The following is a 13,302-nucleotide window of genomic DNA, read 5'->3' as shown; positions in this document are numbered from 1 at the left end:
ATGGTATTAAAAGTTAAAATCGAGACCAAAAGTGTAAGTACGGTTTACCGGGAAGCCCCCTCTTTGATAACCTGCCACCACTGGTGAGGCGTAAGAAGCACTTGTTAACCTTGCTTCAGGATTAATACCTCTGTAAGAATTTCCAGTAATGAAAAACACGTTATCTACCGAAGCATACAGCCTTAAACTCGAAACTTTGAACTTTTTAAGCGCCTTAGCGGGCAAAGTATAACCAACTATAATATTTCTTAAATAGGCGTATGTTGCGCTCTCTACTCCATAATCGGTTAGCAGTAAATCTGCAGCAATACCATTGGTGAAATAAGGTGTTTTACCATCACCAGGATTAGCTGGACTAACCCACCTGTTTTGGATATAGCGTTCGTTTTGTCTCTTTGATTCGTTGTAAAACAAATCGCCGTTAATTAACTGACCACCTTGCGAACCTTGCATCAAGATATTTAAATCGAATTTTTTATATCTGATGGTATTTGTGATGCCCCAAGTAAAATCTGGAAATGGATTTCCCATGATGACACGGTCGTTCAAATCAATTTTATTATCGCCGTTGATGTCTTTTAACTTCACACCACCTTCTCTGTAATAACTTTGTAAGATGGATGTTTGTCCGCTAGCTACGGCAGCATCTGCATCTGCTTGTGAAAGCCAAACACCATCTGTTTTGTAACCGAAGAATTGTACATAAGGCTGACCAACAATAGAGGCATAGATTTCGCTACGTTCACCATAATTGAACAAATAAGGCTCATCGCCACCTAATTTTAACAGTTTGTTTCTGTTTGCAGCTACGTTAAGTGAAGTTGTCCAATTAAAGTTTTTATTGCTGATGTTGCTTGAAGTAAACTCTACCTCGAAACCATGATTTTTGATTTTACCATTGTTGGTCCAGAAAGAATCAGATCCTGCGATAGCTTGTTGTGCTTGTTGCAACAATAAATTATCCGTGATAGCACGATAGTACTCTAAACTTAACTGTATTTTGTTTCTGAACAAGCCAACGTCTAAACCAATGTTAGTTGATTTGGTAGTTTCCCAAGTGATGTTTGGACCAAAAGTTACTAAGTTATTTGGTGATTGACCTGGACTAACTTGACCTGTACCTTCGCCAAATACATAATTAGATCTGAACAATAAATCTAAATACGAGAATGGTGTAATGCGGTTATTACCAGTCTCACCATAACTTGCTCTAAGTTTCAAGCTTTCTAACCACTTTTTAGAACCCTTCATGAAAGATTCTGATGCAATGTTCCAACCTGCAGAAAATGCTGGAAACCATCCTCTTCTATTACCCGGACCAAAAATAGAGCTCTCATCTGTACGTAAACTTGCCGTTGCAATATATTTACCTTGGTAATCGTAATTGATACGACCTAAATATGAAACTAAACCTGTTTTCACGTTTACAGGGATAGCTGGTGCTTGATCAAAATAAGCAGCTTGGTTTAAAGTAGAAAAGTCATCTGATGGGAAATTATAACCAATTTGCTGCGAGCCTTTAACAGAATTGCTCTGCATAGTGAAACCTAACAAACCTTTAAAGTTGTGGTTACCGAAGCTTTTAGCGTAGTTCATGGTGTTTTCCCACAAAATATCTACCGTAGTACCACTAGTAATGGTTGCTTGGTTGATATCTCCATCTTTACGAGCTTCGCTTCTGATGAAATTTCTATCTTCTCTAGCCAAATAATAGGCACCTACAGAACTTTTGAAAGATAGGTTTTTAGTAGGGTTGTATGTTAAATCTGTACCTGATTGAAAACGATAGCTTTCTTGAAATCTATCCTCTCGCTCTGCATGAGATAAAGGTGTGTTGTTAGTTGAAGAAAACGGAGAAACTGCACCAGTACTTTGCCAAAATGAGCCATCTGGCATGGTACCTGCATAATTAAGATTGGTAAAATGACGTGCCTGTGCCCAATCTCCCGATCTTAGATTTGCCCATTGTGCATTTTGATTTACGAAAGCCGAAGTAAATGCCGAATGAAAAACTGGCAAGAAAGAAGGAAACCTGTAATAGTTGGTAAAGTTTTGCGCCGGACGTTGAACTTTAGTGTAAGTTGGGTTGATATTAACATTTAACATCAATTTTGGTGAAAGGTTAACATCCAATTTCACACGGATATTTCCCTTGTTGTTCTCACTATCTTTCATCACACCCTGGTCTTGCTGCAAGTTTCCAGAAACGTAGTATCTTAAATCTTTTTTACCGCCAGCCACATTTAACTGTAAGTTATAAATGCCTGCATTTCGTAAAGTTTCTTGTTGCCAATCTGTTGGCGACCCACTAATTTGATTTTCAATAATGTAAGCCGCTCTTTCGTTGGCGTTAATAATATTTTTTGCATTTGCTGGTACACTTGGGTCATTCTCCCTCAATTTAGCTTCTGCAAAAAGTAATTCTGTGTATTGAGTTGTAGTTAAAATTGGGTAAACCTCGTAAGCTTCTTTAAGTCCGTAGAATGATTTTACTGAGAATTTTGGTTTATCTGCGATACCTTTTTTGGTAGTTACCAAGATTACCCCATTAGCTCCCCTTGAACCGTAAATAGCAGAAGAAGCTGCATCTTTCAACACTTCAATAGACTCTACATCATAAGGATTGATGAAAGCCAAACCATCTGCTATCGGGTGTCCGTCTACTACAACCAACGGCTCTGCATTGGCATTGATCGAACTTGCACCACGCACACGTAAAGTTGGATCAGCACCGGCTTCTGAAGTATTATTTTGAACGGTTAAACCTGCTATTTTACCAATTAATGCGTTATCTAACCTCGAAGTTGGGATCTCGTCTAAATTCTTGTTCTCCAATTTACTAACAGCAGAGCTTACGGTAGATTTCTTTTGGGTACCATAACCTACTACTACAACTTCGTTCATCGAACTTACATCATCTTGCAACGTAACATTAATAGTAGTAGCATTAGCCACTCCTTGTAAATGTATTTTATAGCCTAGCGATTTAAATTCTAGAATTTTCCCTTTCTGAACAGAGATTTCGTATTCTCCTTTTTCGTTGGTAGAAACACCTTTATTGGTATCCTTAACAGTTACAGAAACACCAGGTATCCCCTGTCCATCCTCAGATTTGACAACACCTTTTATTTTTACCGTTTGTGCATTTGCAGCTAAAGCAAATAAACAGAGCAATAAAAATGTAGCGTTGCTGATACATCTTTTCAATGTCATAGCAAATTAGGTTTATATGTTGGTTAATGTTGTGCAATCTCGAAAATCACACTCAATAATTGGTAGACCAAAAATTGGTAGACCAAATATATCATTATTATTTGTAATCAAAAAGAATAGTAGAACTATTTGTAAAAATTAATTCTAACGATGATTAAATGCTGATTTCGCCTAAACGGATGGAGTTTCTTTTTGGTTAGTTTGGTTTATAGGTTAACTAGCTCATTTGTTCACTAGTTAATTGGGTTTTGTTTAAAGGATATTGTTTTATTGGTCTTCCGAACACTCAGGTTTATCGTAAAAGGGGATGTATTTTAAGGAAATCCTTTTTGAACATCCCCTTTCTTGAGTTATTAATCCGCTATGCGGTAACTAAAACTTAATTACTGAATAGCGTATTGTACCTTTGCTTAAGAGAATGCTAACCCACCGTTGATATCGATATTATTTCCAGTTAGGAAACTCGACTCATCAGAAGCTAAGTAAGCTACCACATCAGCAACTTCTTTCGCATCACCCTCTCTTTTCAGTGCCGTAGCATTTGCAACATTAGTTCTCACTTCAGATTTTGTAAAAGTATCGTGAAAGGTAGTAGAGATCATACCTGGAGCCAAAGCGTTCACACGAATGCCTTTTGGTCCAAATTCTTTCGCCAATGCTCTGGTGTAAGTCATTACGGCACCTTTAGATGTTGCATAAGCACTTGCACCCGGACCACCACCATCTCTAGCAGCTAATGATGAAAAGTTAACGATTGAAGAACCCGAAGGCATAAACGGAGAAACTGCTTTAACTCCCAAGAAAACAGATTTCAAGTTTACGTTCATTACAAAATCCCAGAAATCTTCATCCATTTCTGCAGTTGTTTTGCGAGCCACTAAACCACCTACAACGTTAACAAGTACATTAATTTCATCACCAAAAGCCTTTCTCGCTTCTGCCACTAAAGCTTCCACTTCGACTGCTTTAGTCATATCAGCTTGTACAACAATACCTTCGCCTCCCGCCTCTTGTATTAACTTCAAGGTTTCATCTGCTTGTTCTTTGCTATCGAAGTAGTTGATCACAACTTTAGCTCCTTCTTTTGCCAATTGTAAAGAAACCGCCCTACCTATGTCTCTAGCACCTCCAGAAACTATCGCAACTTTGTTTTTTAAACGCATAATCTATAGTATTTAATTTTTTATTTGTAAGTCTTTAAAAAAAATATTCTTTGATGGATACACCGTTTTAAGTGTTGGCGAGGACGCCAACACTAGAGATTTCTTATGTTGGCGTCCTCGCCAACATGGAAATAATCATTAACCAAATAGCATCTCTGTAAAATCTCTCTATGCTTAGAGCTTAGCGTCCCCACCAAACTCATTTTATTTTTTTGATGAAATATATTTAATGCACAACCATGACACTGGCACCAACACGGCTGCCAACACAAAGAATGACACATAACTCGTTTGTGTAATTACAGGAACTGCCCAAGTAGTTAATAAAGTACCAGCAACTGCTGCTGTACCGCCCATTCCGGCTACGGTCCCTACGTTTTTACCATTAAAATAATCGCTTGGAAGTGTTTGGATATTGCCGACTAGGTATTGGAAACCAAATAAAGTACAACCAATTAAAACCATAGCAAACATTGGCGTTTCTTTTAAGCTATCTAGCTGATAAACGATAGCAACCAAAGCTGTTAACATGATTACACTACCTACAGCAATGGCATTTTTACGAGCTTTTGTTGCAGCAACTCCTTTTCTGATTTGAACCGAAGCATGATACCCGCCAACTAAACTTCCGATAGCTGCAAATAGATAAGGTACCCAGGTAAAAGCACCAATTTGCTTGATATCGAACATAAATTGTTCTTTCAGGAAAGTTGGCAACCAGGTTACGAATAACCACCAAACTGGGTCGATAAAGAACCTGCCAGTGATGATACCCCAAGTATTTCTGATTTTTAAAAGCTCTCTCCAAGTTAATGCCGGAGCTTCTTCCTTTACTTCTTCTACAGCAGCTGTATCTTGTTTACCCAAAATATGGTTACGTTCTTCTTCTGTAATCCACGGGTGCTTATCTGGTGTAGCTTTATTGATGTATAACCACGGAATAATCCAGATGAAACCCAGAACTGCAATTAGCACAAAGGTCATTTTCCAACCGAAAATAAGATAAAGTGCCGCTATAATAGGTGCAGAAACTACCGAACCTAAGGATGCTCCAGCTCCGAAAATACCTTGTGCAATTCCTCTTTCTTTAGCAGGAAACCATTCTGCATTACTTTTGGTAGCTCCCGGCCAGTTTCCAGCTTCGCTGAAACCCAACATAAACCTGAAAATATTGAAAGAAAGCAATGACTTTGCAAACGCATGCAGAGCAATAGAAATACTCCAACCAATAATCGATATCGTCATCCCCAAACGAGTACCTATGGCATCCATCAGTTTACCGGTAAAAGTTTGCCCTAAAGCATAAGCGATCATGAAGAAAGTGGTAATTAACGCTAAAGCACTTTTATTATCTGCTTCGGCAATACCAAATTCTGTGTAGATATAAGGCCAAAGAATGTTAATAGCACTTCTATCTATATAATTGATTACAGTTGCAAGTCCAATAAGGGCAATGATCCACCACCTTAAGCCTTTTACTTTCATATTTTATTTTTTTTCAGTTCGATATTTGTAATGCCTTTTGCAGCATTTACTACTTTATTATCAGCATAAACGTCATTTCCAACTGCTTCTCCCTTACTACTTTTCAGTTTGATATTTATCCCGTAGCCGTCAGCATTTACATTGCTGATGTTGTTTTTAAACTTGTTATAAGATCCCCATCCTTCATAAGCACAGTTCACTTGGTAACCGTCTTTTAGAACTGATGGCTGTGTATTGTTCCCTGTGTTATTTTCAATCAGGTAATGATTTCCTTTGATGTCCATCCAGCTGTCTGCACTATTCTCTCCACTAATTCCCTGCGCTTCAAAAGTGTTTCCTCTAATAATCCCACCAATTGTACCTTCTTTTACATCAATACATTCGGCAGTTACGAAAGGACCTAGTTTATTATTTAGCACTTGGTTAGAATCGCATTTGTCTGGTTCGCCGTTAGTGTATTTAGCCCAATTGCTGTAGGCAGAGCCGATGTAAATCGCCTCGCCGTAACCTGGCCGTTTTTTACCTGTGTGCGTTACTTCAGAGTTTTTAACGATGTTATGTTTGCTGAAAGTTCTGAAATGAATTCCTTCTTCACCCAATTGAGTGACGAAAATACCGTCGATGATATTATAACTAGCACCATCGGCCACAATACCTTTCAAGCCGTTTTGCACTGTAAAACCTTTCAGTTTCCAATAATTTGCTTTTAGTGATAGCACATAACCTGTTTCTGTACTTCCAGCATCTAAAATGGCATTTCTACTTCCTATAAGCACAATAGATTCTTTTTTTGTACCACTTGCAGTTGCTTCAATAATAAATTTTCCTTCGTAAACCCCGTCTTTTAAAATTATAGAATCTCCAGGTTTAGCCGTAGCTAAGGCCTTTTTTAGCTGAGTACTATTCGCTACAATAATTGGTTTTGATGTTGTTAAAAAAGGCTGTATTGCATATCCCATCCCAAAAGTTGAGATCGCAATAGCAGCCATAACCAAATATATATTGAAGATCTTTTTCATTTAAAGCGTGTAGCCTATTTATGAATGCCTAATTCTTTTAAGAAATTGATGATAGCCGCGTTCAATTCAGAGTTTTTCTCTTTAGGAAATTTACCATGCTCGCCACCTTCTATCGTCATAAATTCGTTTTTGATCCCGAATTCATCTAATTTTTTCTTCAAGTCTACCGATTGTTGGTAAGCAACCACTGGATCAGCATCGCCATGCACAATAAATACCGGTGGACTAGTTTTTTTCACTTGAAATAACGGAGAAACCGACTCGATAAATTTTTGGTCCTTAGCTTTATCACCTAACCACCAAGTAGCCGAGCGACTTGCCCATCCACCAATGTGTGTAATACCATATTTATCAATGATAGCAGCGACTTTTATATCTTTCACACCTGAGCAATTGCCATCAAACTTGTTGTCGTTACCTAATAAACCACCCATCAAAGCCAAGTGACCGCCAGCAGAACCACCCATAATTACTATTCTATTTGGATCGATGTTTAATGACTTCGCATTTTTGATCAGATAAATTAAAGCACAACGCGTATCTTCTACCGCAGCAGGTGCTGGGGCAACTTGCACTAAACGATAAGCGATATTTGCAACCGAATAGCCATTTTTAAAGAAACTGTTAAAGCCAGTTTGCGACTCTTTGTTCCCTTTATTGAAACCACCACCATGAATGTTAATTACTATTGGAGATGGTCCTTTTTCTTTTGGTGCTAAGTACAAATCCATTTTGCCTTCCCAATCGCCAACTTTAGTGTAAACCACGTTTAATTGCTCAGAAAATCCAGTTGGATAAGCAACTTTTTTAACCTCTGCAGTTTCCTGTGCTTGAGTAAAACTCACTGCCGCTATTAAGAAGCAGCTGATGATTAATTTTTTCATGTTTGATTACTTTAATTATAGTTCAATTCCCTAAATGATAGATTGCTTCACGCCCCGCTAATCCTAGCCCTTCAGTTCGCAATGACGTTCCTATTTTCGTCATTGCCAGCTTTGCGAAGCAATACTTCCAGCTATTAAACTATACTACTTAATAAAATCTTCTCTATGAGGAGCGAAAACATCAATTAAAACACCTGGCTCTACACATACGCAACCGTGTACAGCGTGAGGTGGCACATAGTAACCATCACCTTTTCTGATAATCCTTTTCTCATCACCAATCGTCATTTCGAAAACACCACTTTCTACATAAGTTACTTGTACATGGTAGTGCTCGTGTAATTGACCAACAGCTCCAGCTTCGAACTTTGCTTTTACCAACATGATTTTATCATCGTGTCCGTAGATTTTACGCTGTACGCCGTTACCTAAATCTTCCCAAGTTGTTTCTGTTTCTATTTGAAATAATTCGCTTTGCATATCTTAATGTTGTTTAATTGTCTATTTGTTTAAATCGGTTAACTGATATCTGTGCCTATTTAAAAGAAATATAATTCTGTTTGTCTGTATAGTTAATTTGATAAGTGTAGATTTTGTCATTCAATTTGAAACTCAGTACTGTTTGTTGTGCATCAGACTTCACGATTTTTAACTCGCTAATTGATGGCAATGCCGATGATACCGTTTCGTTGATTGGGTCTGTACCACCATGAGTTTCTGTAATACTGGCAAAAGTTTGATTTTGACCATTACCGCTCAACATGAATGCTTTTCCGTCTACTAAATTCATCTCTGGGTCATTAGCGCCAATGGATATCAACTTCACTTCTAAAGGATTATCTGACACGAAATGAGTGGTATAAAAACGGTTTTTGTTCAATAAACCTACCATTCCAGCTTTATCGTCTAGTTTATTACTTGCATTTAACCAAAGGTGCTGATAACCATTTTTCGTTCCCAAAGCAGTTAAACCATCAGTTTTTGCGGCAACAGGAAATGAAGTATTTACCAACTGACCTTTGTACCAGAAAGGTAAATCGTATTGATGACTTTTTGCAGATTGCGCTTGTACAACATCAATTAACAATGGTTTTTCTAAGCCATCAACTTTTACCAGAGCAGATGTTCTAATCATAGTTACATCAGCGTAAGCTTTAGCCTCTTTGGCACTAACCACTTTTAAATTCGGTTGGTTAGAAAAGTGCAATAACGTTGGACTAGTTTTGTCTGCCGGACCAACTTTAGCGTTAAAATGTGAGGTTTGATCTACTACTAATGCGTTGTGAGCTACTGTCTGTTTTGCAAAAGTATTGTTCTCTGGCAAGTAACCACCGCCATTTTTTGTATCGATATTTAAAAACCTTGCAGCACCATAATCAGGGAAAATCTCTGTAGTATTATCGTAAAACAACAAACCCAATCTATCGAAGTGACCATGTCCCATACCTTGTGAAGCAGCTTTCATTAATACTGCTTGTTGGTCTGTGTTTGGTCCGCTGCGTAGAATACCCAAACCACCGTCCTCGCCTTTTGCGCCATCCTTAATAAACAAGGTTTGATATTTGAATGGCACAGCCTTACCTGCAGCTAAATCTGCAGCTACTTTTAAACCTGCGTCAGAAACAATTACACGGTTTTGCTGCCTAGCGATATCCAATAAATCTACCTCTGGTTTAATATCGGCGTAAGCCAAATTCACACCGTAAACCAACTCAATAGACTCGTAGGTTTTATCTTTAATGGCATCATTAATTGGGAAGAAAGTTTTATCAGTATAAGACGTTTGCAATGAAGTCTGGATTGCCTTTGAAAGCAGTTGATCACGATATTCGAAAATTTTGCGTGATGGCTCGTAATTGTTAATTGCCTTTGCGAATAAAACGAATGGCAACAAAGCATAACGTTGGTAATAAGGACCTTCCATATAGTAACCGTCTGGCGAAAACAATTGGTTGATCTGTGCCAAATAACCCGTTTTTCCGTCTTTCTTAGAACCGTTAATTGCCGTTTCTACATATTCCTTTTTGTTCAACACGTAGCCAGTAATCCCTACTGCGGCCAAATTCCAAGTACCATGATTGTGAATTTTGTTGAAGACGTCGTACCTATCTTCAGTAAAAAACTTTAAGATAGGCACGAACAATTTTTCTTCAATGGTCTTCCTGTCAGTTGCAGGCAAACCGTCATAAACCAAATCATAAGCCTGTATGGTATAAATTTGCCATACAAAGTCGTTTAAGCTTTGCCAAAAAATACGACCTCCATCATCCTCACTTTTTCTTTTTGGATGCAAAGGCCATTTTTCATATTGCGAAGCATAATTTAACAGTACGTTTTTCACGTAATCTGCATATTTCTTTTCTCCAGATATTTGATAAGCAGTAGCAGCATTGAGCATGTTACTGTAGTTTTTCTTGTGTTGTTCGTGCGTATAACCGCCGCCACCATCTTTAGGTATAGGCACTACTATAGGTGCCGCCAAAGCTTTATCGGCTGCATTTTTAACAGTTTGATAAGATTGACGCAAAAGCGGGTAAGTAGCCACTCCTTTACGCACAGCCGCTACATTTGCTTTGGTAAGCATTAGGCTTGGATGTGTTTGAGCCATTAACGACACGCTAAAAAAGGCACAAAAAGTTACTAATACCACTTTTTTTAAGTAGTTCATACGCTGTAAATTATATTTAATTGATTAAGCTAGGGTTGCCCTATTTTCTCGAATTATACTTCTGCTTCGTTGATTATATTTTGTGCTGCAAAACCTGCTTTACTAATTTGCCATATCTCATCAAGGTGACTTGCCATTGCCTCTTCAGCTTTAGACATATCTTGCGCTTCGATAGCGGCATAAATCATCCTATGTTCTTCTATTGCAGTTTTAGCTCTGTTATCTCCACATATTTTATTCTGTACAATGTTCTTAATCAAGTCTGGAACTAAGATCAAAATCATTGACTCTATTACTGAGTTTTTAGTTGCCTTTGCTACTTTGATATGAAAAACCATATCCTCCTCTACCGCATCTCCGCCCATACTTGCCTTTTTCTCATAATCTTCCATTGCAGATTTGATGCTTTCCAAATCCTCACCAGTTCTACGTTCTGCAGCCAATTTAACGGCATTTAACTCTAAATGATATCGTGCTTCGATCAAAGCATTAAAATCATCCTTATTAAACTTAATGATATCTGAAATGATATTGTCGATTACGTTGATGCTTAAGCCTGCCACGTACGTTCCACTTTGTGGATTTGTTTTCAACAAACCATAAAACTCCAATTTTAAAATCGCTTCGCGGATATAGCTTCTTCCTAAACCAAATCTTTCAGAAAGCACTCTTTCTGCTGGCAATCTGTCTCCAGGCTTTAACTGACCTGATACAATCAATTGCTTTAATTGTCCTATAATTTTGTCAACTGGCGACTCAACTTGTATGGCGGTAATATTTTCTATTAATGACTTCATCTTTTGGCTTTCTATTTGGTCGACCAATTAATTGGTTTACCAAAAATAAACATTCAATTGGGTATTTAAAATTTATTTCGAATTTAAATGAAATTATCTAGGAATTACCTCTAAATCAATCTTCCAATTATCTGTTCTAAACGGTCGCATTGGCAGACTTGCAGCGTTCGACAAATAATTATCACCCGGATTATCAGCCCAAGCATAGCGTACAGCTATTGGTTCTTTTACCTCATCGCTCCAAACTTGTACGGTATTTCCTACTACTTTAGCTTGTGCCCAAACAAATTTTTTATCTTTTCCAGCGATGATAAAATTAGAACGTGGTGCATTTTTATTAACTACTAAAGCTTCTGCATAATCAAATGAGATGATGGCTTTACCTCCCTGAACTTTCATTGATCTGAAAACAGGTCCATCGGCAGTTACTTTTTGTCCGTAAACCAATTGCGATACTTTAGCCGCTACACGTTCGCCAACTGGAAATTTATCCGTTGGATGAATATCGTGTGCCAAACCTAAATCAATAATATTCACCAAACCTACATTAGCTTGGCGTGCAGCTTTCTCCTGCCCTTCTCTTAACAGCGCCCAAGTTGCATTTACTTCTGGCGCAGTTGGCACTTTCTTATAATTTGGCAATTGTACAATCACAAAAGGCAATTGTGGTTGGTTAAAATTCTTTCTCCAATCTTTGATTAAGTTTTTCAATAACCCCTCATATTCATCTGCCCAATTGGCATTGCTTTCGCCCTGATACCAAATGACCGCTTTGTATTGCATGCTTTTTAGCGGGCTAATCATTGCGTTATAAACTGAAGAAGAAACATCATTGGGGTGAACGGCAATATTTATTTCTTGTATTTTGTAAGCCCAATCGCCGTCAATAGCTATTTTATTGTTATTGCCCGATTTGAAAAGCATTTTGCTTTGCGGGCCCCAAATACCGCCATTTCTACCTTTGTTAGCTACACGAACAATAATTTTATTCAATCCTACTTTGAGTAGATCTTTTGAAATATTAAACTCTCTAATTAAATCACGGCTATCGGGTGATGAGCCTAACTTCACATCATTAAAGAAAACTACGCTTTGGTCTGCAATTCTGCCCAAGCTTAAAAACCCATCTTTTTGGATATCAGCACTGCTTAAATTCAATTCCTTGTAAAACCAGATTACACCATCAACGTTAGGCAAACCTGCTTTTTCCCACAAGGTTGGTAATTTCATGGTTGCCCAAGCTTTTGAATAAGCCGGAATAGTTGGACTAACGGTATCCCAAAGCACCTCATTATTAGCGTATTGATTTAACTTACCATGTATTTTTTCTAACTCCGCTACTTTTGCCGAAATGTATTGTTTCTGGTTTTTATCACCAATTTGATTAAGTACTGGTTTTAACCTCTGAATGGTATCTAAAGATGGCGCACTCATAAAACCTTCTATCACTGTACCACCATAAGAGCTATTAATTAAACCGATAGGTACATTGAGCTCTTTTTGCAATTTTCGTCCCATGTAATAAGCCACTGCCGAAAATTTGCTTATCGTTTTTGGGCCAGAAACCTGCCAAGGCGTTTTTTTCGTTAAATCATCCAATGGCTGAAATTCGATATCTCTATTTACATTAAAAACCCTAATGTTCAGATTGTTTGAATTCTCGATATCTTTCTCTCCGCTATCTGCCTTCATCAATAAGAAAGCCATGTTACTTTGCCCGCTGCAAAGAAAAACATCACCCAAAAGTATATTCTCTAAGTTTAGCTCGTTAACCGTTAAAGTGTATGGGCCACCTGCTGATGCTGCTTTCATTTCTAGTTGCCATTTTCCTTGCTCATTGGCTTGGGTATTGTAATTGGCACCTTTAAAATTGGCATTTACTTTTTCTCCAGGGTTTGCCCATCCCCACAAAGTGATAGGCTTGTCCCGTTGCAACACCATATTGCTTCCAAAAATTTGCGGAAGTTTCACCTTAGCGACAACATCAGCCGAGATGGCTAAAAATAAACCTAGTGCTAATAATACTTTTGAGTGTTTGTTCATTTTATTTCAGTTAACCCTAAGTTAAAGCAT

Annotated in this window: 9 protein-coding genes; all 9 read right to left on the bottom strand. The window is 37.9% G+C overall.

All coding sequences use genetic code 11. The features are described 5' to 3' along the window. Positions 1-6: 6 nt before the first annotated feature. Positions 7-3,213 carry a SusC/RagA family TonB-linked outer membrane protein gene (locus AC23ME_RS14775; protein ID WP_487728547.1) on the bottom strand — a complete coding sequence of 1,069 codons (3,207 nt, stop codon included), beginning with the start codon at positions 3,211-3,213 and terminating at the stop codon, positions 7-9. 410 nt (positions 3,214-3,623) lie between these two features. After that, positions 3,624-4,376, bottom strand: a complete 753-nt coding sequence (locus AC23ME_RS14770) for an SDR family NAD(P)-dependent oxidoreductase (RefSeq protein WP_487728546.1) — start codon at positions 4,374-4,376, stop codon at positions 3,624-3,626. Positions 4,377-4,580: 204 nt separating this feature from the next. Next, positions 4,581-5,861: an MFS transporter gene (locus AC23ME_RS14765; protein ID WP_487728545.1), complete on the bottom strand. Its 1,281-nt coding sequence runs from the start codon at positions 5,859-5,861 to the stop codon at positions 4,581-4,583. Then, positions 5,858-6,880 carry a right-handed parallel beta-helix repeat-containing protein gene (locus AC23ME_RS14760; protein WP_487728544.1) on the bottom strand — a complete coding sequence of 341 codons (1,023 nt, stop codon included), beginning with the start codon at positions 6,878-6,880 and terminating at the stop codon, positions 5,858-5,860. The genes AC23ME_RS14765 and AC23ME_RS14760 overlap by 4 nt, the downstream gene beginning before the upstream one ends. 14 nt (positions 6,881-6,894) lie before the next feature. Further along, a complete protein-coding gene (locus AC23ME_RS14755; RefSeq protein ID WP_487728543.1) occupies positions 6,895-7,764 on the bottom strand; it encodes an alpha/beta hydrolase fold domain-containing protein in 870 nt (289 codons plus the stop codon). A 144-nt stretch (positions 7,765-7,908) separates the two neighbouring features. Beyond that, the gene (locus AC23ME_RS14750; RefSeq protein ID WP_487728542.1) at positions 7,909-8,244 is read right to left on the bottom strand and encodes a cupin domain-containing protein; all 336 of its coding nucleotides are present in this window, start codon (positions 8,242-8,244) and stop codon (positions 7,909-7,911) included. Positions 8,245-8,299: 55 nt separating this feature from the next. Then, on the bottom strand, positions 8,300-10,432 hold the full coding sequence (locus tag AC23ME_RS14745; RefSeq protein ID WP_487728541.1) for a heparinase II/III domain-containing protein: 2,133 nt from the start codon (positions 10,430-10,432) through the stop codon (positions 8,300-8,302). 53 nt (positions 10,433-10,485) lie between these two features. Continuing rightward, the gene (locus AC23ME_RS14740; protein WP_487728540.1) at positions 10,486-11,229 is read right to left on the bottom strand and encodes a FadR/GntR family transcriptional regulator; all 744 of its coding nucleotides are present in this window, start codon (positions 11,227-11,229) and stop codon (positions 10,486-10,488) included. 93 nt (positions 11,230-11,322) lie between these two features. Further along, positions 11,323-13,272, bottom strand: a complete 1,950-nt coding sequence (locus AC23ME_RS14735; RefSeq protein WP_487728539.1) for a sialate O-acetylesterase — start codon at positions 13,270-13,272, stop codon at positions 11,323-11,325. Between the last annotated feature and the right edge of the window lie 30 nt (positions 13,273-13,302).

This window comes from Pedobacter sp. T50_32 (assembly GCF_057652195.1).
Note: the sequence above shows the minus strand (reverse complement) of the source record. Positions and strands in the feature narration are given on the sequence as shown.

Coding starts and splice junctions, on each gene's coding strand:
- AC23ME_RS14775 (WP_487728547.1), bottom strand. CDS start 3,213: ATGACATTGAAAAGATGTATCAGCAACGCTACATTTTTATTGCTCTGT.
- AC23ME_RS14770 (WP_487728546.1), bottom strand. CDS start 4,376: ATGCGTTTAAAAAACAAAGTTGCGATAGTTTCTGGAGGTGCTAGAGAC.
- AC23ME_RS14765 (WP_487728545.1), bottom strand. CDS start 5,861: ATGAAAGTAAAAGGCTTAAGGTGGTGGATCATTGCCCTTATTGGACTT.
- AC23ME_RS14760 (WP_487728544.1), bottom strand. CDS start 6,880: ATGAAAAAGATCTTCAATATATATTTGGTTATGGCTGCTATTGCGATC.
- AC23ME_RS14755 (WP_487728543.1), bottom strand. CDS start 7,764: ATGAAAAAATTAATCATCAGCTGCTTCTTAATAGCGGCAGTGAGTTTT.
- AC23ME_RS14750 (WP_487728542.1), bottom strand. CDS start 8,244: ATGCAAAGCGAATTATTTCAAATAGAAACAGAAACAACTTGGGAAGAT.
- AC23ME_RS14745 (WP_487728541.1), bottom strand. CDS start 10,432: ATGAACTACTTAAAAAAAGTGGTATTAGTAACTTTTTGTGCCTTTTTT.
- AC23ME_RS14740 (WP_487728540.1), bottom strand. CDS start 11,229: ATGAAGTCATTAATAGAAAATATTACCGCCATACAAGTTGAGTCGCCA.
- AC23ME_RS14735 (WP_487728539.1), bottom strand. CDS start 13,272: ATGAACAAACACTCAAAAGTATTATTAGCACTAGGTTTATTTTTAGCC.